Below are 25,522 nucleotides of genomic sequence, written 5' to 3'. Positions count from 1 at the left end.
ACAGTGACCTCCTATATGTTTAAATTTTGGTTATCTAAAAAATGTGGATAACTTAAAAGAATGAGCATAGTCGATTTTAGCATTTTTTTAAAACTTTTTCCACAAGCAATTGTTCAATGTGGAAAAAAAGTACACAAGGGTGAAAAAAGTTTTCCACAGGGTGTCGACACTTGCGGAAGAAAGTGGTTGCTGAATGAGTTATCCACAAAAAGTTGAGAATAATTAAGCTTGACACAATCATGTTTCAAGAACTTATCAACAGCTGAAAAAACACCTGTGCAAAACTTTTTAACAGGCTGTTTTTTTGTGTAAAACTAGTGGAAAAATGGCTGTGAACAGAAAAAAATGTGGAAAACTATCCACAAGCTACTCACAGGAAAATTTAATTTGTGGATAATTGAAACGAATCTTTCTCAGGAAATATTTCTTAAATTTTATTGACAAAAGACCCTATTACTCGTTATACTATCAAAGTATGTCTATATATTGATGGATAGTTACAATTTCAGGAGGTGTAATTGCATGAAAAGAACGTATCAACCAAATAAACGTAAACGCCAAAAAGTTCACGGATTCCGTAAACGTATGAGCACTAAAAATGGCCGTCGCGTATTAGCAAGCCGTCGTCGTAAAGGTAGAAAAGTTATTTCTGCTTAATGATGGTCTGGTCTTTTAAACAGTCAATTTCTAAGAACCCTTAGTTATCTCCATAATTTTTTGGAAGATGTGAAGATAACTAAGGGTTCTTTTTCTGTTTTCAATAAAAGAAAGCAGGATTCTATAGAAAAGGCTACTAAAAAAGAGCGGAAATATGCTATTATTATTAAGAAGTAAAAAAATATAGAAACAAAGGGATGCCGATGAAAAAGTCCTACCGTGTCAAGAAAGAAAAAGAATTTCAACAGGTGTTTAATAAAAAACAATCTTGTGCAAATCGTCGTTTCGTGGTGTACGTTTTAGAGAAACCACAACAAGCCCATTTTCGAGTGGGGATTTCTGTTGGGAAGAAAATTGGAAACGCGGTCACAAGAAATGCTGTGAAGCGGAAAATCCGCGCGAGTTTATTTCAATTAAAAGACCGTATCTCTCCAGAAATTGATTTTATCGTGATTGCACGTCCAGGATTGGAAAAGTTATCGTCTGAAGAAGTGAAAGCTAATTTAACACATGTGTTAAATTTAGCTAAAATATTAGATGTAAGAGAGGGAATTGAGTAGTGAAGAAGTATAAGCGCTTATTATTAATGGCTGGGTTAGTGACCTTAGTCTTTGTTTTATCCGCCTGCGGAACCGCGCCCGTAAGTGAAAGTAGTACAGGAATTTGGGATCGATACATTGTTTATTATTTTGCCCAAGCGATTAAGTTCCTATCATTAGGCGGCAGTGTCGGAATTGGGATTATCCTATTTACGTTAGTCATCCGGATTATTTTATTGCCGTTGATGCATTTCCAAACGAAGAGTATGCGTAAAACACAAGAGTTGCAACCGCAATTAAAGGCCTTGCAACAAAAATATTCTTCAAAAGATCCTGAAACACAACGCTTATTCCGAGAAGAACAGCAACGTTTGTATGCAGAGAATAATGTGAATCCTTACATTGGCTGTTTACCACTGTTGGTTCAACTACCAATTATGATGGCTTTGTATCAAGCCATTTCACGCGTGCCTGAGTTAAAAGAAGGAACGTTCTTGTGGTTAAGCCTCGATAAGCCGGATCCGTATTTAATTTTACCGATTTTAGCGGCTGTCTTTACGTTTGCTAGTACGTATCTTTCAAGTATGAGCCAACTAGAAACAAATGCCTCACTAAAAATTATGAATTACGTTATGCCAGCGATGATCTTCTTTATGGGGATTTCATTAGCCAGCAGTTTATCTCTTTACTGGGTGGTCTCAAATGCCTTCCAAACAGGGCAAACATTGTTATTAAACAATCCATTCAAAATCCGTAAAGAGCGGGAGGAAGCAGCACGTCAAGCCAAAGCACGGGAGCGAGCGCTTGAACGAGCAAAAAGTCCTAAGAAAAAAGGGAAGAAAAAATAAAGGAGGTCGTTCAGATGCCGATTTATGAAGGAAATACAATCGAAGAAGCAACGCAGAAAGGCTTACAAGCACTTGGTTTAACCAAAGAGGATGTTACAATTGATGTGTTAGACGAAGGAAAAAAAGGATTTTTAGGTCTAGGAAAAAAACTTGCCCAAATTTCAATGGAACCAACGATTAGTGAGCAAGTCACAGAAGCGGTCGAAGAAACAGTGGAAGATATTGTTGTTGCCGATGAAGCAACAGCAGTGGAAGAAGCAGTTGAGGAATTAACCGAAGCAATTCCTAGTCTCTCAGAGGAATCAACACATTCTTTAGAAAATCTGGAAGACGAAGCTGCTATTACTGAATTAGCGATGTATTTAACGAATATTTCAAATGAACTGAACGCCCCTGCCATGGTTCGCTTAGCGCGCGAGAATGGCAATATTATCTTCCATTTAGAAACAGAAAAACAAGGTATCTTAATTGGAAAACACGGAAAAGTGTTAAATGCGTTACAGTATTTAGCGCAAGTCTTTATTCACCGCATTGCAAGCAATAAGCTATCGATTGTTGTGAATGTCGGAAATTATCGTGAAAAACGTCATGAAATTTTGGAACGTTTAGCGAAACGCACCGCGGAAAAAGCCAAACGCACTGGGCGGCCAGTCTTCTTGGAACCAATGCCGGCTTTTGAAAGAAAACAAATTCATCACACGCTAAGTAAAGATGAGCAAATCAAAACCCATTCTGAAGGGGATGAACCTTATCGGTATTTAGTGGTTGAACCAGTTAAGAAGTATTTTTAAACAGAGGTCGGGACGGAACCGTTTAGCTCCGAGAAATAAGAAGGAATTTCCGAAAATTGCTTTTTAATTTTTGGAGAATTTCGGCTTATTTCCGAAGGAGTTGGTTCTGTTCCCGCCGTTTATCAGGTTTTGAGCATGGAACAAAAATCCAAAGTGATTTTTGTTCCATGCTCTTTCCCAGTTAAATGATTTTTTAGCCGTCTTCGTTTCTTTTTTTGTGTTATGATAATCAGTAATTACTCCAGTAGTAAATTCAAATGAAAAAGTTTTGTAAAGAGACGTAGGGGGAGCAACAGGTATGCGTACGGAGAAAATACTGGTTGTAGATGATGATGCAGCAGTTCGTCGTTTGATTTGGAAAGCGTTACAATCAACAGGTATTCTTATTTACCAAAGTGAATCAATTGAAAAAACAAAAGATATCGTGTCCAGAGTTACCTTTGATTTGTTCATTTTAGATGATAACTTGGAACATGACAGCGATGGTTACTACTTAGTCCAAATGATTAGAGAGAAATATCCACTGGTGCCAATTATCTTTTTTAGTAGCAAAAAAGAAGAAGAGGATATTATTGCAGCCTTGGAAATGGGCGTGGATAGTTATATAACGAAACCTTTTTCCTTGAATGTTTTTAAGGCTCAGGTGATTGCTTCGTTGAATCGAGCTCGAATGATTCGAAAACAATTGAATGTTTACAAAAAAGAAGAGCTACAGGTAGGCGATTTCCGTTTTGATTATGGTCGTTATCAACTATTTAAAAAGGATTTACCTATCTCATTGTCTTCGAAAGAAGTTCAATTAATTCAATTTTTTCTGGAGAATCCCGAGCAAGTATTCTCTAAAGAACAAATTTACAGCAGTGTTTGGGGTACTGGGGATGTCGATGCGAATACGATTATGGTTTTTATTAATCGTTTACGAAGTAAATTAGAAGAAAACCCGAAAGAACCTTGTTACCTTCGGACCGTTTGGGGCATTGGTTATACCTTTACGCCAGATGGTTGCGTACAAAAAAAATGAAAAAAGGCCCGCAGTTGCACGAGCGACTGCGGGTCTTTTTTGCTTATTCAATTTGTCGACGTTCCATTTCTTTCAAAATAAATTGAAGCGAACGATTTAGATGTTCATGGGTTAAAAGTGTGATCTGGTCAATATTCTTTGTTTTCATTCCGCGGAAAATTAACCAATGTTCTTCTAGGGCAATACTACGACGTTCTGAGGCACGAATCGCAATATCTCTGAAATAGATTAAGTAAGCATGGAGATCAGTCACAATTTTTTTTAAACGTAGCATCTGACTCTTAGTATAAATAAAGGAATTAAAATCTGAAAAGTTCTGTAGTAAGTCATCTACTTGGTTATTTTTATTGTATTGTTCTCCTTCGAGAAGTAAGGCTTCCAATTCATCAAAATCTTCTGGTGTCATGAGTTCCATGGCTTTAATGGTTGCTAAAGTGTCCAAAGATTTACGAATATCATAAATTTCATAAGCATCTTTCATACTAATCCCTTTAACCACGATACCCACCATAGGTATATGTTCCACCAATTGTTCTTTGACCAATTCTTGTAAAGCAAAGCGAATGGGCGTCCGACTAATGTTTAATTGCTCGGAAAATTCTTTTTCGTTAATCCGTTCACCCGCAGGAATATCCCCTAAAATAATGGTTTTTTTAAAGGCTTCATAGGTACAAATTTTTAGAGGTTTACTGCTGGTTAAATCTAAGTTCCGTTTTACTGCTTCAACCGTTGGATTCATATGAGGCACCTCCCTATAGGTTATTTTTATAGATAATAAATATAATATTAAAAATGAAAATATAACGCAAGAAAAGACAAAATGAAAAGAAAACCGAGGAGAAAAGGTACTCCTACGGTTTTAGCGACGACGTTTAATTTTGTGGAATAAATAAAGGCATGTGACCTAAAGCAACAATTGTTACAACGAAAATAACGAAAATTCCTAAGGCATATTTTGCCGATTCTTTTTGCCATTGACCCATATCTAAACCAGTTAAACGTAATAGCAAGTAAATAAATGCCACTAATGGACTTAATAAGTGGAACGCTTGCCCCATTAAGGAAGCTAAAGCCATAGACATATTGTCAAATCCATAAGAACGTCCAGCTTCTGCTAGGACTGGTAAGACACCGAAATAGAAACCATCGTTTGAAATAAAGAATGTTCCTGGTGCTGAAATGAACGCAATCACTAAGCCCCAAGCGCCGGCTAATTGTTTTGGAATAATATTAACAAAGCTATTTGCTAAGGCATTGGCCATACCAGAACCTTGGAATAAGCCCATGAAGACGCCAGCAGCAAAAACTAAGATAACTACTTGCACAGCATCACCAGCATTTGCACTGATGCGGCTGCTTTGATCTTTTAATTTTGGATAGTTAATCATTAAAGCGATACAAGTACCAACTAGGAATAATAATAACGGTGGCATTTCAATCCACGAAGGCAAACCTAATTGACCAACGAATGAACTTAGGACTAACCAACCGATTAAGACAATCGTTAAAATACCATTGAACGCAAAATTCTTTGGACGACGAATTTCTAATAACTCAGGATCGTTAACAATAGTCATTTCTTCCAATTCTTTATCAGTAAGCGTTGTCACGCCTAAGCGAGCACGTTCTTTTTTCCCCATGCGATAAGCAACAAAGAAGATAACATACAATACAGATAAAATCATACCAGGTGCTAAATAAGAAAGAATGTCGGCATCAACTTCTAGTACGGCCATGGCACGAGCTGTTGGACCGCCCCAAGGTAATAAGTTCATAATGGTGTTTTGTAAGATAACAAGCACACCTAAATTCATCAATTTCATATTAAGTTTTTTGTAGATGGGAATAAACGCAGAACAGCAAATCAAGGTCGTGGTTGTTCCATCTCCGTTTAAGGAAACAGCAGCAGCAACTACCGCAGTAGCCATCAAGACTTTCATTGGATCGCCTTTAGCAAAGTAAATCATTTTTTTAGTGATTGGGTCAAACAAACCAGCATCCAACATAATAGAGAAGTAAAGAATGGCAAATAATAACATAATACCAGTTTTTGAAGTAGTTGAAATCCCATCTAAGACGAAATTCCCAATGTTGACTTCAGGGACAACACCGTCAGCACCAGGTGGCGGACTCGCTACTCCAGTTGCAATTGCAATCAAAGTAAAAATAAGAGGAATAATTACTAAAGATGTAAACGGTGACAATTTCTTTTTCATGATTACATACATAAAGATGATAATCATACCATAAGCTAAAATAGTGAGTAACATGTTTTTCTTCCTTTCTTTTTTTAGAACTTTTTTGTAAGCGTTAACAACCGGTGTTAATAAAAAAGAATAGCCATGAGAAATGTTTCACAGTATTCTGGTTTACAACAAAAAATATTTTTTGTGTTTGTCTATAGTGTGAGAATATACAAACTTTCGCAGAGAATAAATAGCCTAAAACAAAAAGAACATCAAAAAAACAATTCAACAATCAAATTCTTATTAATAACTTAATATAATATTAATAGAATCTTAACGGCTGGTAAATGCTTATATACCAATGTTTACAGAGTTTTTTTCACAAAATAAACAATAAAAGAACAATCTGAGCTAGTGTTTTCACTAGGTTTTTTAACGGTTTTTTCTATAATGAACGTATACCAAGAATTAGTGAAAGGAGAGACAATATGGGCCTATTTAAGTCCTTATTCAAGAAAGAGCAACACACACAGGATACCGAGATTAATGAAAGCGTTATCCAACGTGAAGCGGATAACTTGGAAAAGCGATGGATAGATATACCAGCATATATTCCTGCTGAGCCAAAAGAATATCAATTGGTAAGTATTGTGGCCACTGCCATCGCAGCAGGAGAGTTTCCAGAAAGTCGTTTTGTTATCAAAAAAATCGCAAAACGAAATCCAGAAGCAAAAGAAGTTGCCATTATTGCAGCCAGTATAGCTGCAGAGCTTTCAGAAGAGTCTCAGCTAGTTGTCAAAAGAATTTCAAAACAAAACCTTGAGGAGGATCATTATGTTACGCAAATTTAAAATTTCAATTGATGGGAAAGAATATTTAGTCGAGATGGAAGAAATCGGTGGCGTCCCACAACCAGCACCTGTTGCGCCACAACCAACAGCGCCAGTTGCTACGACAGAAACACCAGCCCCTGCTGTTGAAGAAGCCCCAGCGCCAGCAGCACAGCCAGCCGCCCCAGCAGGAGCAGATGCAATGCCTGCGCCAATGCCAGGAACTGTGTTAAAAGTATTAGTCAATGTTGGTGATACGGTGTCTGAGAACCAACCATTGTTAATTTTAGAAGCAATGAAGATGGAAAATGAAATCGTTGCAGGAAAAGCAGGTACGGTAACAGGAATTCATGTTACCCAAGGCCAAATTGTGAATCCAGGGGAACCATTAATAACAATTAACTAGAATTAATTTAAGAAGAGGAAGTGATTTGTGTGGAGACACTGATTCAAGGTGTTATAGGAATGGGCCAAGAACCAGGACGCATTGTGATGATGCTGATTGGTGGACTATTAATGTATTTAGGAATAAAAAAAGAGTATGAACCAACACTTTTAGTGCCGATGGGTTTAGGAACGATTTTAGTGAACTTTCCTAATTCCGGCGTATTGAGCGCTGGCGGCGAGCCAGGTCCGTTTAATGTTCTTTTTGATTTTGGAATAAAAACAGAATTATTCCCGTTATTATTATTTATTGGGATTGGGGCAATGATTGATTTCGGGCCATTGTTACAAAATCCGTTTATGTTGATGTTTGGTGCCGCTGCACAGTTTGGGATTTTCTTTACAGTTATTATGGCTGTTTTATTAGGTTTTGATTTAAACGATGCTGCTTCGATTGGGATTATTGGTGCCGCTGATGGTCCAACGTCTATTTTCGTAGCAAATACCTTACATTCAAAATACATGGGGGCCATAATGGTTGCCGCTTACTCCTACATGGCGTTAGTTCCGATTATTCAACCAGTAGCGATTAAAGCAGTGACGACGAAAGCCGAACGTCGGATCCGTATGACTTATCGGGCCGGTGAAGTTTCTCAAACAGCGAAAATTCTTTTCCCGGTTGTTATTACGATTGTCGCAGGGTTAATTGCGCCGGTGTCATTACCATTAGTTGGTTTCTTAATGTTTGGGAACTTATTAAGAGAATGTGGCGTTTTGGATCGTTTATCCATTACAGCTCAAAATGAATTGGTAAATATTATTAGTATCTTGCTAGGACTATCTATTTCCGTTAGCATGAACTATGCAGAGTTCTTAAAAGTCGATACGTTGATGGTTATTGGCTTAGGGTTAGTCGCCTTTATTATGGACTCAGTCGGCGGCGTGCTTTTTGCTAAATTCTTGAATTTATTTAGAAAAGAAAAAATCAATCCAATGATTGGTGCTGCGGGTATTTCCGCTTTCCCAATGTCTAGTCGGGTTATTCAAAAAATGGCTACGGATGAAGACCCACAAAACTTTATTTTAATGCATGCTGCTGGTGCCAACGTTTCAGGACAAATCGCTTCTGTAATTGCTGGTGGCTTACTATTAGCCTTTTTAACATAGGACGGAAAGGAGAACGAATACATGTCTGTTAACATGGAAGATTTAAAAATTGCTTTTGAACTGTTAGGTTTTGGTTGGGGCGGCGTTTTCGTTGTTTTATTTATCATTTATCTAGCATCTAAATTACTAACAAAATTATTTCCAATTAAAAAATAAAGGAGGTTATTGCTGTGAGCAGCGTATATACAATGAAAAGAATCTGGTTGCAAAAAGATAAAAAAGCTTATCAAGCTTGGCGCGAATTAATGGAAAAAGCCGCATTGCAAACGACAGAAGCACTTGATTACACCGTTGGCATATATGATGACACAGCATTAATCGCCTCTGGCTCGCTTTCAGGCAAAACGATTAAGTGCGTGGCCGTTTGTAAAAAATATCAATCTGAAAATTTGTTAACCCAATTGGTAGTTCATCTACTTGAAAAACTGAGAGAAGAAAACCAATTACACAGTTTTTTGTATACAAAACCAAAAAATGAACAAATTTTTCAGTCGCTAGGCTTTCAAAAAGTGGTTGCGAATCAAGAGGTGCTATTTATGGAGCAAGGCAAACCAGATTTTGCCGATTATCTTGGTTACCTGACACAGCATAAAAAAGCAGGACCAGCCAGTAGCATTGTCATGAATGCAAATCCTTTTACGAAAGGCCATCAGTACTTAGTCGAAAAAGCAGCCCAAGAAAGTCCGCACGTTTATGTGTTTGTTTTATCTGAAGATAAATCGCTGTTTTCAAAAGAAGCACGTTTCGCAATGGTGCAAAAAGGGGTAGCCCATTTACCCAATGTGACAGTCCTATCTACAGAAGATTACTTAGTTTCGTCTGCGACTTTTCCTACCTATTTTTTGAAAGAAAAAGCGCCATTAGAGGTAGCTGCAATTCAAGCAACGCTTGATGCAACGTTATTTAAAGAAAGAATTGCGCCAATACTTGAAATTCAGCAACGTTATGTGGGAGAAGAGCCTTATTCAGAAGTGACCGATGTCTACAATCAAGCAATGCAACAAGTTTTCGGAAAAACGATAACGCTAACCATTGTCCCGCGATTAGCGATTGGTGGAGAGCTGATTAGTGCGACGAAAGTTCGCAAAGCGATGGCTGAAGGCGACAAAGAGACACTCAAGAAGTTTTTACCAGCAACAAGTTATCAATACTTAGTAGAACACAAGAAACTAATGAGGTGAAGAAAGTGAAGATTATCAAAAATGCTACTGCAGGGACAGTAGAATCAAGTGATATTATGATTACCGTCCAACCCATTGAATCAACAGAAAATACCATTGAATTAGAAAGTAGTGTCGAAAAACAATTTGGCAATCAAATTCGTCAGGTGATTACGACAACTTTGGAACATTTAGATGTCCAAGGCGTTGCGGTCAAGGCGATTGATAAAGGGGCATTAGATTGTACGATCAAAGCTCGGATGATTACAGTTTTACATCGAGGCGCTGAAAAAGAAACATATGATTGGAAGGAGTTGGACTCATGGAACGTTTAAGAAGAACAATGATGTTTGTCCCTGGAGCGAACGCAGCAATGCTAAGAGATGCACCTTTGTATGGGGCAGATTCAATCATGTTTGATTTAGAAGATGCAGTTTCATTAAAAGAAAAAGACTCTGCCCGTGTTTTAGTCCATTCTGCTTTGAAAACTTTCGATTATGGCAATATTGAAATTGTTGTTCGAATCAATGCTTTAGATGCCGGTGGCGCAGAAGATATTGAAGCAATGGTCTTAGCTGGTGTCGATGTGATTCGTTTACCAAAAACAGAAACAGCCCAAGATATAATTGATGTCGAGGCAGTCATTACAGAAGTAGAACAGCAAAATGACATTCCCGTAGGAACAACGAAAATGATGGCTGCTATCGAATCGGCTGAAGGTGTTCTAAATGCGCCCGCGATTGCCAAAAGTTCAACTCGCTTGATTGGCATCGCGTTAGGCGCCGAAGACTATGTTACCAATATGAAAACACGGCGCCATCCAGATGGCCAAGAACTATTCTTTGCTCGTAGCATGATTTTACATGCCGCTCGAGCAGCTGGGATTGCAGCTATTGATACGGTCTATTCAGATGTAGACAATACGGAAGGCTTTGAAGCCGAAGTTCGTTTGATTAAACAGCTAGGTTTCGATGGGAAATCGGTGATTAACCCTCGTCAAATCCCATTAGTTAATACTATTTATGCGCCAACAGAAAAAGAAATCCAGAATGCTAAGGAAGTAATCTGGGGCATTCGGGAAGCCGAAGCAAAAGGTTCCGGTGTTATCTCCGTAAATGGAAAAATGGTTGATAAACCAATTGTTGAACGAGCTGAACGGGTCATTGCGTTAGCATTGGCGGCTAAATTAATTACCGAGGAGGAAATATAGACATGGTAGTAAATAAAGTAGGCAAAGACATTCCTCAATCTTATGCAGAGCAATACGGCATTTATGAAGGAGAATTAGCACACATTGATGCTTATCAAGAAGCGAGCCGAGCAATTAAACCAGTGAAACCTCGGGAGACAAAACTTTTAGGAAGTATTCGTGAAGCAATTGAAAAAACAGGGTTGAAAGATGGCATGACCATCTCTTTCCATCACCATTTCCGTGAAGGAGACTATGTGATGAATTTAGTTTTAGCCGAGATTGCCGCCATGGGGCTGAAAAACATTTCGATTGCACCTAGTTCAATTGCAAATGTTCATGAACCTTTGATCGAACACATTAAAAATGGAGTAGTCACCAACATTACTTCTTCAGGTTTGAGAGATAAAGTAGGCGCCGCTATTTCAGCAGGTATCATGGAAAATCCTGTGGTGATTCGTTCACATGGTGGCCGGGCACGGGCAGTAGCAGCAGGTGATATCCATATTGATGTAGCTTTCTTAGGTGCACCAAGTTCAGACGCTTATGGAAATGCGAATGGAACCAAAGGAAAAGCTACCTGTGGTTCTCTTGGATATGCGATGGTCGATGCAAAATATGCGGATCAAGTGGTCATCATTACTGACACATTAGTACCATATCCTAATACCCCTATCAGTATTCCACAAACAGATGTTGATTATGTGGTAGAAATTGATGCAATTGGTGATCCAGATGGAATTGCCAAAGGCGCGACACGTTTTACAAAGAATCCTAAAGAATTATTGATTGCTGAATATGCCGCAAAAATAATTACACATTCTCCTTACTACAAAGAAGGCTTCTCATTCCAAACAGGAACAGGTGGCTCTTCACTAGCAGTTACGCGGTTCATGAGAGAACAAATGCTTAAAGATGGCATTAAAGCAAGTTTCGCTTTAGGCGGAATTACGAATGCAATGGTGGAACTTTTGGAAGAAGGCTTAGTAGAAAAAATTATTGACGTCCAAGACTTTGATCATCCATCAGCTATTTCTTTAGGGGAAAATGCCAATCATTATGAAATTGATGCCAATATGTATGCTTCACCGCTTAGCAAAGGGGCGGTTATTAATCAATTAGACACAGCTATTTTATCTGCTTTAGAAGTGGACACAGATTTTAATGTAAATGTCATTACTGGTTCAGATGGTGTCATCCGTGGTGCTTCTGGCGGACATTCCGATACAAGTATGGCTTGTAAAATGAGTCTAGTGATTGCACCACTTGTTCGTGGACGGATTCCAACAATCGTTGAGCAAGTAAATACAGTCGTTACACCAGGTACGAGTGTCGATGTCGTAGTAACGGAAGTCGGCATTGCAATCAATCCAAAAAGAACAGACTTAATTGATTGTTTTAAAACCTTAGATGTTCCTCAGTTTACGTTAGAAGAGTTGAAAGACAAAGCCTACAACATTGTTGGCACCCCGGAACCAATTAAATATAGAGACAAAGTTGTTGCGTTAATTGAATACCGAGATGGTAGTCTAATTGATGTGGTACGCAATGTTTAATGGGGAAAAAGTAACACTTTTAGAGATGTTGGATGCTCGCGAACAAAGAGCTGCCACACAGAAGGAGTTGTTAGAAACAGCACCAGAAGCTAGTCTCTTATCTGCCACAATGAATATTCCTGGAGAAGTGAAAAATTCGCCCACCTTAACGGCTGTTTTTTTAGAAGTAATTGACGAAGTCGAGCAACAATTGCTGGATCAAGTACCGATTGTTAATTTTTACCGGAATGAAAAAACAGGGCCTGAATATTATTTGGCAGTTTCGTTAGCCCCACAAGAATTAAAACAAAGAATGGTCAAAATTGAAGAAACACATCCTTATGGTCGTTTAGTGGACCTAGATGTTTTATGGGGAAATGAGGAACTAAAAAGCCTTCATCGAGGAGATTTAGGCTTGCCACCACGGCGCTGTTTTATTTGCCAAGAAGAGGCGAAAGTCTGTGGACGAAATCGACGTCACAGTCTTGAAGCAATGCAAGAAAAAATAACAGAAATAATTTTGACACGAAAGGAGCAGCCAAGTGAGTAAAAAAATTCGTTTTACAGAAACGGTGCTACGGGATGGACAACAAAGTTTAATTGCAACACGGATGCCAACCTCAGATATGCTGCCGATTATTAAAACAATGGACGAGGCAGGATTTCATGCATTAGAAATGTGGGGCGGGGCAACGTTTGATTCCTGTGTCCGCTATTTAAACGAGGATCCTTGGGAACGTCTTCGCCAAATTCGCAAAGAAGTTAAAAATACCAAACTTCAAATGTTATTACGAGGACAAAATTTACTAGGATATCGTCATTACGCTGATGATGTGGTGCGGGCCTTTGTCGAAAAATCAGTTGAAAATGGGATTGATATTATTCGTATTTTCGATGCCTTGAATGATGTCCGTAATTTACAAACAGCAATTCAAACAACAAAAGAAGCTGGCGGACACTGTCAAGCAGCGATTTCTTATACTACGAGTGAAATTCATACCATCGATTACTTTGTAAAATTAGCCAAAGAATTAAGTCAAACAGGAGCGGATTCCATTTGTATTAAGGATATGGCAGGCGTTTTGACGCCACAAACTGGTTTTGAATTAGTGAGCAAAATGAAAGATGCCATTGATTTACCTTTAGAGGTGCATACGCATGCGACTAGTGGTATTTCTGAGATGACCTATTTAAAAGTTGCTGAAGCAGGTGCGGATATCATCGATACAGCTATCTCTTCTTTCGCTGGCGGTACGAGTCAACCAGCCACAGAATCTGTAGCCATTGCGTTAGAAGATTTAGGCTTTGAAACAGGTTTAAATATGGAAAAAGTAACAGAGATTGCTGACTATTTCAATCCGATTCGTGATCGTTTTAGAAGTGAAGGCATTTTAAACCCTAAAGTTAAAGATACGGAACCGAAAACCTTGATTTATCAAGTACCTGGTGGTATGTTATCAAACTTATTAAGTCAATTAACGGAGCAAGGCTTACAAGACAAATATGAAGAAGTTTTAGCTGAAGTACCTAAAGTAAGAGCAGATTTAGGGTATCCACCACTAGTTACGCCGCTTTCACAAATGGTTGGAACACAAGCCTTAATGAATGTGATTTCTGGGGAAAGATATTCCTTAATACCGAATGAAATCAAAGATTATGTGCGCGGAGAATATGGCAAATCACCAGCACCTATCGCAGAAGAGATTAAGCAAAAAATCATTGGGGATGAAGAAGTGATTACTTGTCGACCAGCGGATTTATTGAAACCAGAGTTGCATAGTTTAGAAAATGAAATCCAACAATATGCAAAATCTGAAGAGGATGTCCTATTATATGCGATGTTCCCACAACAAGGAAAAGACTTTTTAGGACGTCGTGAAGATCCTTTTTACGATGTACCGTTACAGAAAGTGACAGTCAAACTTGACTTGCCAGAATAGAACGGGCAAGTGCTCCGCAAATGTATAAAGAAGCAAGGGTTTGAGCGACGATAACGGTTGTTCAAACCCTTGCTTCATCAAATATAAAAAAGGCAGCCCGTGAAAGGAAGTGACAATGTGTTAGAAGAAGTTCTAGCAATTCATCAAAAAAATATTGGTGTGCTAAGTCTTGAAGCAACAGAAGCGGTGTTAAACCATCATGATTTAGCCAAAATGTATACACCTGGTGTCGCAGAATTGAGTTTAATGATTGCCCAAAATCATGAATTAGCGCGCGAGTGGACCATTAGTGGTAAGTTAATTGCGGTTATTACAGATGGGTCAGCTGTTCTGGGTCTCGGCAATATGGGCACGCAAGCGGGCTTGCCAATTGTTGAAGGTAAAGCTTTGCTTTATAAAAATTTGGCGGGGGTCGATGCTATTCCTTTAGCACTGGAACAAAAATCAGTGGACGAGATGGTTCAAACAATTGAAAATTTACAAAATAGTTTTGCAGGAATCCATTTAGAAGATATTTCTGCACCAAAATGTTTTGAAATTGAAGAAAAACTTCAACAACGTTTGAACATTCCTGTGTATCATGATGACCAAGAAGGCACAGCCATTGTCGTTTTAGCTGGGCTAATCAACGCAGCCAAAATTAAAGGAAAACCTTTAAATCAATTACGTGTGGTGATTAACGGAGTTGGTGCTTCTGGTGTAGCGACCGCTAAGTTATGTATTCAAGCGGGGATTACGCATCTCACCTTAGTAGATCGCCAAGGTGTTTTAAGAGAAGAAGACCCGACATTGAATCCTTACCAACGTGCTTTGCTTCGACAGGTAATAAAACCATCAGTAGAAAACAAAGATTTAGCCACCGCTGTCGTCAATCAGGATGTTTTTTTAGGCTTATCAGAAGCGGATGTGCTAACGCCAGCCCTGATTGAATCAATGAACCAAGACCCAATTATCTTTGCTTTAGCAAATCCTAAACCAGAAATTGAACCAGCCCTCGCCCAAGCCAATGGCGTCCGTTTATTAGCAACTGGTTCTTCCAAATATCCGAATCAAGTGAACAACATTTTAGCTTTTCCAGGTCTTTTTAAAGGGTTATTGGCAGCGAAAGGCAGAAAAGTCGATGTCGGTTTGCAAATGACAGTAGCACGAAGCTTGGCCGCTATGATTTCAGAACCCACAGCAGAAAAATTCATACCTAATGTATTTGATGGCGGCGTAGTTGACACGGTTTTTAATGCTGTACTAGACTATATAAAACAAGAAAAGGCCACGGCAGAAGAAGGGACGTAAAAGGCAATGACAAAGCAAGCAAGGAGTAAATTAGCGCAGCAAGCACAATTGGCACTACTCTATGAAGTGACCTGTTTAAATAAACCAGGCTTGGTGGATCCAGTCGATGCAGGCGCCCATCAAGATATGGATGTTTTCACTTTTTTAGAAAGTAGTGTGGTTTTGACTCCTTATTTTGAAACCTTCGTTCAAGCTGGGACAGAGCTACGTCATTTGCCGATTGAGGCAACATTTCGCACGATTCGACAAGTTGGTTTAGAAGCAGAACGAGCGATGTTTGAGGCAACAGAAGGGATCAATACACATAAAGGAGCGATTTTTTCTCTAGGTATTTTTTTAGCTATCTGTGGTCGTTTAATGATTTGGGAGACCCCTTGCACCTTACAATTGTTTCAACAAACGCTTCAAACAATGACGCAAGACTTATTGGCTGACTTTGAAAACCTCGCTACGAATGAGCTAGAAAAACTAACTTGGGGTGAACGACTATTTGTTCAGCATGGTTTGACTGGAATCCGTGGTGAGGCGCAACAAGGTTATCCCGCTGTCTTTGAACAGGGAGTGCCTTATTATCAAAAACATCAAGGCACACAACAACAAAAACTCATTGATACGCTCCTTTATTTATCGCTCTATGTTGAGGATACGAATTTGATTAAACGAAGTCAAAATGTCCAAATTTTTGAAATATATCAACCGTTAATCCAGGAATATTTTGCTTTAGGGGGGACACAAACGTTACGGGGAACCCTTTGTTTAGAAAGATTGAATCACTTATTCAAAGAAAAAAATTGGAGTATTGGTGGCAGTGCAGATGCTTTAATTTTGGTGGTGTTTTTAGATAAACTAATGAAATTAAATTGGCTGACCCCTTAATTAAAAAGATAGTTACAACGCTGATTTGGTCAGTTATTTTGACCTTATATGCTTATGGAAAGGTCTCAAGAGAATTCAAGAAAGCGATTGACAAATACCACGAAACACAGTATATTTTATTACGAAATCATTCTTATCAGAGTATACAAATACGATGATAAACAGTTGAAGCGAATCTTGATTTGCTTTTCCTAAACCTGATTCTTTTAGAATCAGGTTTTTGTTTATCTAAAAGGCGGCATTCGTTCAAAAACGGCTGTCGCCTTTTTTTATGAAATTTTTTTAATATAAAAAATTTCATAAAAAAATCTTAAAAACAGAAAAAATTGTTATAGATTAGAGTCATTTTTTTGATGTAAAGTTTTTATGACTTACAGCCATAAAATTGATAAAAACAGTCAAAGAAGCAGAAAAAATAATAGTGGAATTTCTCAAAAAAATAAAAAAATTTTCCGTTATTTAATTATCGATTTATCAAACGATAAGTTATAATAAAATAATTTATTTATCTTTAATGATTGGGGAGAAATGTATAAACTTCCTCATTTTCCTCTCATTGTATAATAACTCACTAATGAATTAGTGAGTTTTTTAACATATCCAGGATGTTTGTTATCAAATGAATTTTTATATAAAAATTCACAGCATTATATTTTGAAAAGCTGAGGAAATGTACTAAACTGCAGGTGTTAAATCCATTTAAATCGCTAAAGGGGGAGATGAACAACTAGGGGAAGCTAATGATCTTGGTATTTATCGTTTATTTTAAAGAAAAGAGGGACGATCAGATGAAAAAGAAAATTGTTGAGGATTTTAATCGGAAAAGTCAGCATAAAAAATGGACAAAACGCAAGATGCTTAATTTAGCAATATCAAGTGGTTTATTATTTACGTCATTAGCAATCCCTGTAAGTATAGCTGTTACCTCTGGCACAATCAGTGCATCAGCAGCGGTCTTGGATATCGAACTATTATCAAATGTTACGTCAAATAATGACAGTGGCACTTCAACGAGTAATCGTTGGACAGCCGCAAACCAAAATCAACCAGTTAATTTCACGGTTTCTGGTGGCGCTTTAGCAGATGCTTCCGCTGTGTTTAGTGGACAAAAACAAGCGGTGTTAGTGGTTCCTCCTGAGTTAAGAGGAAATGTAGCTGCAGCAGGCAGCGCAGCAATCAATACCAATGTCACGATTGATCTTTCAAAAGTTACTTTTTTGACCGCCGTTTTGAATGCAGCCAATGATTTAACCAATGTGATTACTCAAATTACCAGTGGGGCTTTAGGGAATTTAACTGGTGTTGATATTGATTTGACGGAAGTGAATCGTCAGTTGGAATTAGTGAATAACATTGAAAACTTAGGTGCTGCTTCATTTACAGCTCCGGAAACATTAGCAGCTGACGGCTCATACATTAGCGCACCAATTAGTGATGGTTTAGGGTTAGTTTTAGCCCAAAATGTTTCAAACATCTTACAAGATTTGAATGCGGCAGTTCAAGCTTTGGAGGCAAAAGGAACCAGTATCCCAAGTAATCTTGTCGCTACAGCCATAAATGCAGCCTTGCTTCCTGTCAAAGGCACGGTGAACGTGGCTGTTTCAGGTGCTTTGCCTTTATTAGCGGTTGGTGGTTCAGGCGTAAATGAGTTAGTGGATGCTTCTTTACTAGGCGCAACTACGGTTACTTTACCAACTACCGTTTCAACACCTCAAAATTTATCCAATAATTTAGATGCTCGTTTTGTAGGAACAGTCGTTCAAACAGATCTTTTAGACGTTAATTTATTAGCAACAGCAGACGGTGTATCCAACATTTATTTTGCTGCAGGTACTACTAGTGAAGTAACCGCACCTACCGTAACAGGAGTAACAGGCAATTCAACAGCAGGTTACGAGGTCAAAGGCACCGCCGACGCCAATGCCACGGTTGAAATCCGAAATGCAGGAGGTGCCGTGATAGGTACAGGTACTGCTGATGGGACAGGGGCATTTACAGCTACCATTCCCGCAGGTGAAGCAGGCACCAATGAAACATTAACCGCCGTAGCGAAAAACGCCAGCGGTACAGAAAGTACGCCAACAACGTTCCAAACGCCAGCGGATGAAGCAACCGTAACCGCACCAACAATCACAGGAGTGACAGGTAATTCAACGGCAGGTTACGAGGTCAAAGGAACTGCCGACGCCAATGCCACGGTTGAAATCCGAAATGCAGGAGGCACCGTAATAGGCACAGGTACCGCCGATGGGACAGGGGCATTTACAGTTACCGTTCCCGCAGGTGAAGCAGGCGCCAATGAAACGTTAACCGCCGTAGCGAAAAACGCCAGCGGTACAGAAAGTACGCCAACAACGTTCCAAACACCAGCGGATCCTAATACGCCCGTGGCGACGCCAATTGTTGAGACTGTAACAGGTAGTACAACAAAAGGCTATGAGGTCAAAGGGACTGCTGAAGTTGGCACCACCATTGAGGTTCGCGATGCAGCTGGCACGGTCCTTGGTACTGCAACAACTGGAACTGACGGAAAATATACAGTGACTTTAGATCCAGGAAAAGCAACAGCCAATCAAACGCTGAGCGTTGTAGCGAAAAACGCTAGTGGCACGGAAAGTCAACCAGAAACGGCGACAACACCAGCTGATGTCACTGCACCAACAGTTGATAACATCACAGGCAACTCTGGTTCGGGTTATAAAATTACAGGAACAGCAGACCCTAACACAACAATCGAAGTTCGTGATCCAGCTGGGGCAGTCATTGGTACAGGTACCTCTGATGCGAATGGTGATTTTACTGTAACGCTACCAACGGGAACGACAAATCCTGGGGATACGTTAACAGTGATTGGAAAGGATAACGCAGGAAATGAAAGTCAACCGACTGAAGTCCTTGTTCCTGCTGATGCCACGGTGACAGCACCAACTGTAACAGGAGTAACAGGTAATTCAGTTGCTGGTTATCAGGTGACAGGCACCGCTGATCCGAATGCTACCATCGAAATTCGTGATGCAGATGGGAACGTGATTGCAACAGGGACTGCCGATGGGACTGGTTCCTTTGCTGTGAACCTTCCAGCTGGGACGGCAAATGCGAATGAAACATTGACAGCGTTAGCCAAAGATCCTGCTGGCAATACAAGTACACCGACAACCTTCCAAACACCAGCAGATGAAGTAGTGGCACCGCCAAGTGTCGACAAAGTTACTGGGAATACAACACAAGGATATCAAGTGACAGGTACCGCTGAACTTGGCACCACCATTGAAGTTCGTGCAACAGACGGAACAGTTTTAGGCACCGCAACAACTGGACCGACTGGCCAATATACTGTGACGTTAGCTTCAGGAAAAGCAACAGCTAAACAAACAGTGAATGTAGTTGCTAAAAATGATACTGGACTTGAGAGTCAACCAACTACAGCTATGACACCCGCTGATGTTACCACACCAACAATTGGTGACATTACTGGAGATTCAACAACTGGTTATGAAATCACTGGGACGGCGGACCCTAATACCACCATTGAAGTACGGAACCCAGATGGAACAATTATTGGTACAACGACAACGGATGATCAAGGAAACTTTACTGTGGACCTTCCAGCGGGAGCCGCTAATCCTGGTGATACATTAACAGTTGTTGGAAAAGACGGTGACGGCAATGAAAGTCAACCAACGGAAGTGACGGTCCCTGAAGATGCAACCGTAGCAGCACCAACTGTGACGACTGTTACAGGAACAACTGCCACTGGGTATCAAGTAACCGGCACGGCAGAGCCAAATGTCACCATTGAGATTCACAATGAAGCAGGTTTAGTTATTGCTACGGGAACGACTGATGGTGCTGGCGCCTTTACAATCACTCTTCCGACGGGCACAGCAACAGCTAACGAAGCCTTAACTGCCATTGCGAAAGATGCTGCTGGGAAAGAAAGTAATCCGACTGCTTTCAAAACACCTGCTGATCCAGATGCACCAGTCGCGACACCTACTGTTGACAAAATCACTGGTAGCACGACAAAAGGCTATCAAGTAGTAGGAGCAGCAGAAGTTGGTACAACAGTTGAGGTGCGTGACGCCGATGGCACAGTCCTTGGCATGGCAACTACTGGAACTGATGGCAAATACACAGTGACTTTAGAGCCAGGGAAGGCCTCAGCTAACGAAACAATAACTGTCGTAGCGAAAAATGCAACAGGAAAAGAAAGCCAGCCAGCTACAGCAACTACACCAGCCGACTTAGCCACACCAACCATTGATTCTATTACCGGAAATTCTAGTAAAGGTTACGAAATCACTGGAACGGCGGAGCCAAAAACCACTATTGATGTCCGTGACGCAGACGGAACCATCATTGCTGCTACAACTGCTAACGAAACCGGCCAATATACGGTGACTCTACCAGCTGGCGTAGTGACACCAGGAGAAACGATTACGATTATTAGCAAAGATGGCGCTGGCAATGAAAGTCAACCAGCTACAGCCGTTATTCCAGCGGATGTTGTTTTAGCGGCGCCAACTATTACGAAGGTTGAAGGAAACAAAGCCAATGGCTATACAGTCACTGGAACTGCTGATCCAAATGTCACGGTTCAATTTTACAATAGCAGTGAACAATTATTGGCAAGTGGCAATACAACTACTGGAGGCACCTTCTCCGTTCATATTGCAGCAGGGTTAGCAACAGAAAAAGAAACGTTAACCGCACTAACCACAGATACACAAGGAAATGTGAGTCCTAAAACCACATTTATGACGCCAGCCGATATTACGGGAGAACCAGAGATTAAAATTGCGGCACCAACTGTTTCTTCAGTTTTAGGAACGTCTAAAGCCGGCTACCTTATCAAAGGAACAGCTGAACCAAACCGAATCATTCAAATTAGTAACCGACTATTAAGAAGTGTGATTGCTGTAGGTGCCACCGATGCTGAAGGCAACTTCGCTATCCAATTAACAGCGGGACAAGCGACTGCTCAACAAAGTTTACTTGCGACAGCTACCGATGGCGCAGGACATTACAGTACGGATACAACCTTCATGACACCAGCTGACCCAACGAATCCTGGAGGAGGCAATGGTAACACTGGCGGAAATAACGGCAATACAGGCGGCAATACAGGAAACAATGGCGCAACTGGCGGGAATAATGGGAATGGTTCAAACACAGGTTCAAATCCAAATGGGGGTTCTGGTTTAGGCACAACAGGTTCTGGCTTAGGTTCACTAGGCAATGGCCTCGGTGCAAATGGTAGTGGCTACAATCCGAAACTAAGTACCATCAGTTATGGCACTGGAAATCACGGGAAAACAGGCTACTTACCTAGTACAGGTGAAAAAGAGTCCTCAGCCGTGACAACAAGTTTGTTTGGCGCCTTTGTCGCACTCCTTGCGAGCATGGGAATCATCAAACGCAAACGTAAAAACTAGCTCTCTCCTTTAATTCCTATAGATGAGAAAACGTATTGTTGAGAATTCCCCACTCAATGATACGTTTTCTCGTTCCATTTAATGAAGAAAAATTGCCAAATAGAATAAAATGTGCTATTCTATTTTCAGAAAATCGAAGGAACAAGCAGTGAAAGTGCTAAATCCAACCTGAATTTTTTAATGCAGGAGGAGTGGGCGCTTTTTTTGTTGTTATGAAGAAAGGAAGCTAATTATGCAATCAGCTACAATGGAATTTGATACAATTGCGGCGATTTCTACGCCGCCAGGTGAAGGTGCGATTAGTATTGTTCGTTTAAGTGGCGAGCAAGCAGTTGCTATTGCAAACAAAGTTTATCGGTCAGGCACTAAAGATTTAGCTAAAGTCCCCACGCACACGATTCATTATGGTCATATTGTTGATCCGCAAAACGATCAATTGATTGATGAAGTCATGCTTTCTGTGATGCGGGCACCGAAAACATTTACACGAGAAGACGTGGTAGAAATTAACTGTCATGGCGGCATTGTCGTGGTGAACCAATTATTGCAATTACTGTTACGTGAAGGCGCACGAATGGCCGAACCTGGGGAATTTACAAAACGTGCTTTTCTAAATGGCCGAATGGATCTTTCACAAGCAGAAGCAGTGATGGACTTAATCCGTGCTAAAACGGATAAAGCGATGAATGTTGCATTGAATCAATTGGATGGTAACTTGTCGACGTTAATTCGTTCATTAAGACAAGAAATTTTAAATACTTTAGCGCAAGTAGAAGTTAATATTGATTATCCAGAGTATGATGATGTCGAAGAATTAACCACGAAATTACTTTTAGAAAAAGCCGAATTTGTGAAAGCGCAGATTCAACAATTATTAACGACCGCTAAACAAGGAAAAATTTTGCGAGAAGGCCTAAGTACAGCAATTATTGGCCGACCAAATGTCGGGAAATCCAGTTTGTTAAACCATCTGTTACGAGAAGAAAAAGCTATCGTTACAGATATTGCTGGAACGACACGTGATGTCATTGAAGAATACGTTAACGTTCGCGGTGTTCCTTTAAAATTAATTGATACAGCGGGGATTCGCGAAACAGAAGACATTGTGGAACGAATTGGTGTCGAACGCAGCCGCAAAGCGTTAGCAGATTCGGATTTAATTTTGTTGGTCTTAAATCAAAGCGAAGAATTGACAGAGGAAGATCGTCAACTGTTGGAAGCAACGAAAGGCTTAAAACGCGTTATTCTTTTAAATAAAATGGACTTACCGACAAAACTAGATCCTAACGAATTACAAGAATTAGTCCCTGCAGAAGAAATTTTATCCGTTTCGGTGTTGTCAAACACAGGCTTAGACCAGTTAGAAGCGAAAATTGCTGATCTTTTCTTTGGCGGCCAAACAGGCGAAAAAGATGCTACCTATATTTCTAATACACGTCATATTGCTTTGCTAGATCAAGCAGCGCTTTCGTTACAAGAAGTGATTAACGGCATCGAAGCAGGTATGCCAGTCGATTTAGTTCAAATTGATATGACCCGTTGTTGGGATTACTTAGGGGAAATCGTCGGCGATAGTGTCCAAGATGAATTAATTACACAGTTATTTAGTCAATTTTGTTTAGGAAAATAAGACAAGAGAGGAATTTTTTATGAATCAATATCAAGCAGAATCATATGATGTTATTGTCGTCGGTGCTGGACATGCTGGCTCTGAAGCAGCCTTAGCAGCCGCACGAATGGGCGTTAAAACGTTACTTTTAACGATTAATTTAGATATGGTTGCTTTTATGCCATGTAACCCTTCTGTTGGTGGACCTGCCAAAGGAGTCGTTGTCCGAGAAATCGATGCATTAGGCGGCGAAATGGGTAAAAACATTGATAAAACCTACATCCAAATGCGGATGCTAAATACTGGTAAAGGTCCAGCAGTGCGTGCGTTGCGCGCGCAAGCTGACAAACATGCCTATGCGACAGAAATGAAACATACCATTGAAAAAGAAGAAAATTTAACCCTTCGTCAAGGGATTGTTGAAGAATTAATCGTGGAAGATGGCGTTTGTCGTGGTGTTGTAACTTCAACAGGTGCCGCATACCGTAGTCAAGCAGTGGTGATTACTGCCGGTACTGCCTTGCGTGGCGAAATTATTATTGGTGAATTAAAATATTCATCAGGACCAAACAATTCGCAACCTTCCGTTGGTTTAGCCAATCATTTAAAAGAATTAGGTTTAGAAATCGATCGCTTTAAAACAGGAACGCCGCCACGAGTAAAATCAAGTACGATTGATTATTCTGTGACAGAGGAACAACCAGGCGATAAAGAACCCAACCACTTTAGTTACAGCACGCCAGATAGTGCCTACAATCAAAACCAAGAACCTTGTTGGTTAACTTATACGAATGAAACAACGCATGAAATTATTCAAAAAAATCTACACCGCGCCCCAATGTTTACTGGGATTGTTGAAGGTGTGGGCGCTCGGTATTGCCCATCCATCGAGGACAAAATTGTTCGTTTTGCAGACAAACCAAGACACCAATTGTTCTTGGAACCAGAAGGGTTGAATACCGAAGAAGTTTACGTCCAAGGCTTATCTACTTCTTTACCAGAAGATGTCCAAACAGAAATGCTTCATTCTGTTGAAGGATTAGAAAAAGTAGAAATGATGCGTACTGGTTACGCCATTGAATACGATGTGGTAGTCCCTCACCAATTACGCCCAACATTAGAAACAAAGGTCATTGAAAATCTTTATACAGCAGGTCAAACGAACGGAACTAGTGGCTACGAAGAAGCTGCTGGTCAAGGCTTGATGGCAGGAATTAATGCTGCATTGAAAATTCAAGGCAAAGAGCCTCTTGTATTAAAACGTAGTGATGGCTATATTGGCGTCATGATTGATGATTTAGTTACAAAAGGCACTAACGAACCTTATCGCTTATTAACGTCACGTGCGGAGTATCGTTTGATTTTACGACATGACAATGCGGACTTACGTTTAACAGAAATGGGTCATGAAATTGGCTTAGTCAAAGAAGAACAATATGCCGCCTATCTAGTCAAAAAAGCGGCTGTTGAAGCGGAAATTGCCCGCTTAGGCAAACATCGGATTAAACCAACCAAAGAAGTGCAAGCATTTTTGGAAACCAAAGGCGCTGCTGGCTTAAAAGACGGTATTTTAGCTAGAGATTTTCTGAAACGCCCAGAAATCAGTTATCAAGAAGTCGCTCAATTTATTCCCGCACCTGAAGAGGCGCTCGATCCGAAAGTAATTGAACAAGTAGAAATTCAAATCAAGTACGAAGGCTACATTAAAAAAGCCATGGAAAAAGTTGAGAAACTAAAACGCATGGAAGCAAAACGCATTCCAGAAAACATTGATTACCAAGCGATTAACGGCTTGGCGACAGAAGCAAAACAAAAACTACAAAAAATCCAACCAGAAACGATTGCCCAAGCAAGCCGTATCAGCGGTGTGAACCCCGCTGACATTAGCATTTTGATGGTCTACATCGAACAAGGAAAAATCGCGAAAGTGCAAGGATAATAAAAATTTGAAGCAGTTGCTTCTTCACGGATGATTGATTGTGAAGAAGCAACTGCTTTTTTGTTTTGAATTAGTCTACTCTTTTTTCTAAACTACAAAAAAAGACTGTCTTAAATAATTTCACAA

The 25,522-nt window shown here is 40.0% G+C and carries 22 protein-coding genes; 20 read left to right on the top strand and 2 right to left on the bottom strand.

The window, feature by feature from the left end:
• The first annotated feature begins 522 nt into the window (after positions 1 to 522).
• From rpmH to IGK54_RS13080, 5 genes are all read left to right on the top strand, one after another.
• Entirely contained in the window at positions 523 to 657 is a 135-nt protein-coding gene (gene rpmH, locus IGK54_RS13100; RefSeq protein WP_002356012.1) for a 50S ribosomal protein L34, read from the top strand.
• Positions 658 to 860: 203 nt separating this feature from the next.
• The gene (gene rnpA / locus IGK54_RS13095; RefSeq protein ID WP_002356011.1) at positions 861 to 1,217 is read left to right on the top strand and encodes a ribonuclease P protein component; all 357 of its coding nucleotides are present in this window, start codon (positions 861 to 863) and stop codon (positions 1,215 to 1,217) included.
• Positions 1,217 to 2,044 (top strand): YidC/Oxa1 family membrane protein insertase, encoded by an 828-nt coding sequence (locus IGK54_RS13090; RefSeq protein WP_002356010.1) that lies wholly within the window; start codon positions 1,217 to 1,219, stop codon positions 2,042 to 2,044. The genes rnpA and IGK54_RS13090 overlap by 1 nt, the downstream gene beginning before the upstream one ends.
• A gap of 14 nt (positions 2,045 to 2,058) precedes the next feature.
• On the top strand, positions 2,059 to 2,835 hold the full coding sequence (gene jag, locus IGK54_RS13085; protein ID WP_142957502.1) for an RNA-binding cell elongation regulator Jag/EloR: 777 nt from the start codon (positions 2,059 to 2,061) through the stop codon (positions 2,833 to 2,835).
• A 298-nt stretch (positions 2,836 to 3,133) separates the two neighbouring features.
• Positions 3,134 to 3,856 carry a response regulator transcription factor gene (locus IGK54_RS13080; protein ID WP_002363545.1) on the top strand — a complete coding sequence of 241 codons (723 nt, stop codon included), beginning with the start codon at positions 3,134 to 3,136 and terminating at the stop codon, positions 3,854 to 3,856.
• A gap of 43 nt (positions 3,857 to 3,899) precedes the next feature.
• On the opposite strand, the gene IGK54_RS13075 is transcribed toward IGK54_RS13080, so the two are convergent.
• Together IGK54_RS13075 and IGK54_RS13070 are read right to left on the bottom strand one after the other, a co-directional pair.
• Positions 3,900 to 4,595 carry a GntR family transcriptional regulator gene (locus tag IGK54_RS13075; protein WP_002356006.1) on the bottom strand — a complete coding sequence of 232 codons (696 nt, stop codon included), beginning with the start codon at positions 4,593 to 4,595 and terminating at the stop codon, positions 3,900 to 3,902.
• 133 nt (positions 4,596 to 4,728) lie between these two features.
• Positions 4,729 to 6,126: a CitMHS family transporter gene (locus tag IGK54_RS13070; protein ID WP_002356005.1), complete on the bottom strand. Its 1,398-nt coding sequence runs from the start codon at positions 6,124 to 6,126 to the stop codon at positions 4,729 to 4,731.
• Between the two features lie 404 nt (positions 6,127 to 6,530).
• On the opposite strand from IGK54_RS13070, the gene IGK54_RS13065 reads away from it, so the two are divergent.
• From IGK54_RS13065 to mnmG, 15 genes are all read left to right on the top strand, one after another.
• Positions 6,531 to 6,893: a hypothetical protein gene (locus IGK54_RS13065; protein WP_002356004.1), complete on the top strand. Its 363-nt coding sequence runs from the start codon at positions 6,531 to 6,533 to the stop codon at positions 6,891 to 6,893.
• A complete protein-coding gene (locus IGK54_RS13060) occupies positions 6,877 to 7,278 on the top strand; it encodes an acetyl-CoA carboxylase biotin carboxyl carrier protein subunit (protein WP_002363547.1) in 402 nt (133 codons plus the stop codon). The genes IGK54_RS13065 and IGK54_RS13060 overlap by 17 nt, the downstream gene beginning before the upstream one ends.
• A gap of 29 nt (positions 7,279 to 7,307) precedes the next feature.
• Positions 7,308 to 8,423 (top strand): sodium ion-translocating decarboxylase subunit beta, encoded by a 1,116-nt coding sequence (locus IGK54_RS13055; protein ID WP_002383526.1) that lies wholly within the window; start codon positions 7,308 to 7,310, stop codon positions 8,421 to 8,423.
• Positions 8,424 to 8,444: 21 nt separating this feature from the next.
• On the top strand, positions 8,445 to 8,579 hold the full coding sequence (locus tag IGK54_RS13050) for an OadG-related small transporter subunit (protein ID WP_002356001.1): 135 nt from the start codon (positions 8,445 to 8,447) through the stop codon (positions 8,577 to 8,579).
• Positions 8,580 to 8,611: 32 nt separating this feature from the next.
• On the top strand, positions 8,612 to 9,604 hold the full coding sequence (gene citC / locus IGK54_RS13045; protein WP_430603377.1) for a [citrate (pro-3S)-lyase] ligase: 993 nt from the start codon (positions 8,612 to 8,614) through the stop codon (positions 9,602 to 9,604).
• A 5-nt stretch (positions 9,605 to 9,609) separates the two neighbouring features.
• Positions 9,610 to 9,918, top strand: coding sequence for a citrate lyase acyl carrier protein (citD, locus tag IGK54_RS13040; protein ID WP_002355999.1), 309 nt, complete (start codon positions 9,610 to 9,612; stop codon positions 9,916 to 9,918).
• Positions 9,906 to 10,793, top strand: coding sequence for a citrate (pro-3S)-lyase subunit beta (citE, locus tag IGK54_RS13035; RefSeq protein WP_002355998.1), 888 nt, complete (start codon positions 9,906 to 9,908; stop codon positions 10,791 to 10,793). The genes citD and citE overlap by 13 nt, the downstream gene beginning before the upstream one ends.
• Positions 10,794 to 10,795: 2 nt before the next feature.
• Complete coding sequence (gene citF / locus IGK54_RS13030) at positions 10,796 to 12,328, top strand: citrate lyase subunit alpha (protein WP_430603087.1); 1,533 nt, start codon at positions 10,796 to 10,798, stop codon at positions 12,326 to 12,328.
• A complete protein-coding gene (gene citX, locus IGK54_RS13025; protein ID WP_002390266.1) occupies positions 12,321 to 12,857 on the top strand; it encodes a citrate lyase holo-[acyl-carrier protein] synthase in 537 nt (178 codons plus the stop codon). The genes citF and citX overlap by 8 nt, the downstream gene beginning before the upstream one ends.
• The gene (locus IGK54_RS13020) at positions 12,850 to 14,247 is read left to right on the top strand and encodes an oxaloacetate decarboxylase subunit alpha (RefSeq protein WP_002359205.1); all 1,398 of its coding nucleotides are present in this window, start codon (positions 12,850 to 12,852) and stop codon (positions 14,245 to 14,247) included. Before citX ends, IGK54_RS13020 begins: the two co-directional genes overlap by 8 nt.
• Before the next feature lie 117 nt (positions 14,248 to 14,364).
• Complete coding sequence (locus IGK54_RS13015) at positions 14,365 to 15,537, top strand: NAD(P)-dependent malic enzyme (RefSeq protein WP_010711863.1); 1,173 nt, start codon at positions 14,365 to 14,367, stop codon at positions 15,535 to 15,537.
• 6 nt (positions 15,538 to 15,543) lie between these two features.
• Positions 15,544 to 16,413, top strand: coding sequence for a triphosphoribosyl-dephospho-CoA synthase CitG (citG, locus tag IGK54_RS13010; protein WP_002370585.1), 870 nt, complete (start codon positions 15,544 to 15,546; stop codon positions 16,411 to 16,413).
• Between the two features lie 740 nt (positions 16,414 to 17,153).
• Positions 17,154 to 21,848 (top strand): Ig-like domain-containing protein, encoded by a 4,695-nt coding sequence (locus tag IGK54_RS13005; protein WP_430603085.1) that lies wholly within the window; start codon positions 17,154 to 17,156, stop codon positions 21,846 to 21,848.
• A 232-nt stretch (positions 21,849 to 22,080) separates the two neighbouring features.
• Positions 22,081 to 23,478 carry a tRNA uridine-5-carboxymethylaminomethyl(34) synthesis GTPase MnmE gene (gene mnmE, locus IGK54_RS13000; protein WP_002379284.1) on the top strand — a complete coding sequence of 466 codons (1,398 nt, stop codon included), beginning with the start codon at positions 22,081 to 22,083 and terminating at the stop codon, positions 23,476 to 23,478.
• Positions 23,479 to 23,497: 19 nt separating this feature from the next.
• Complete coding sequence (gene mnmG / locus IGK54_RS12995) at positions 23,498 to 25,396, top strand: tRNA uridine-5-carboxymethylaminomethyl(34) synthesis enzyme MnmG (RefSeq protein ID WP_142957492.1); 1,899 nt, start codon at positions 23,498 to 23,500, stop codon at positions 25,394 to 25,396.
• Positions 25,397 to 25,522: the final 126 nt, after the last annotated feature.

It is taken from the genome of Enterococcus sp. DIV2384 (assembly GCF_050534975.1).
Classification (GTDB): domain Bacteria; phylum Bacillota; class Bacilli; order Lactobacillales; family Enterococcaceae; genus Enterococcus; species Enterococcus faecalis.
This window is presented reverse-complemented; position numbering and strand designations above follow the sequence as displayed.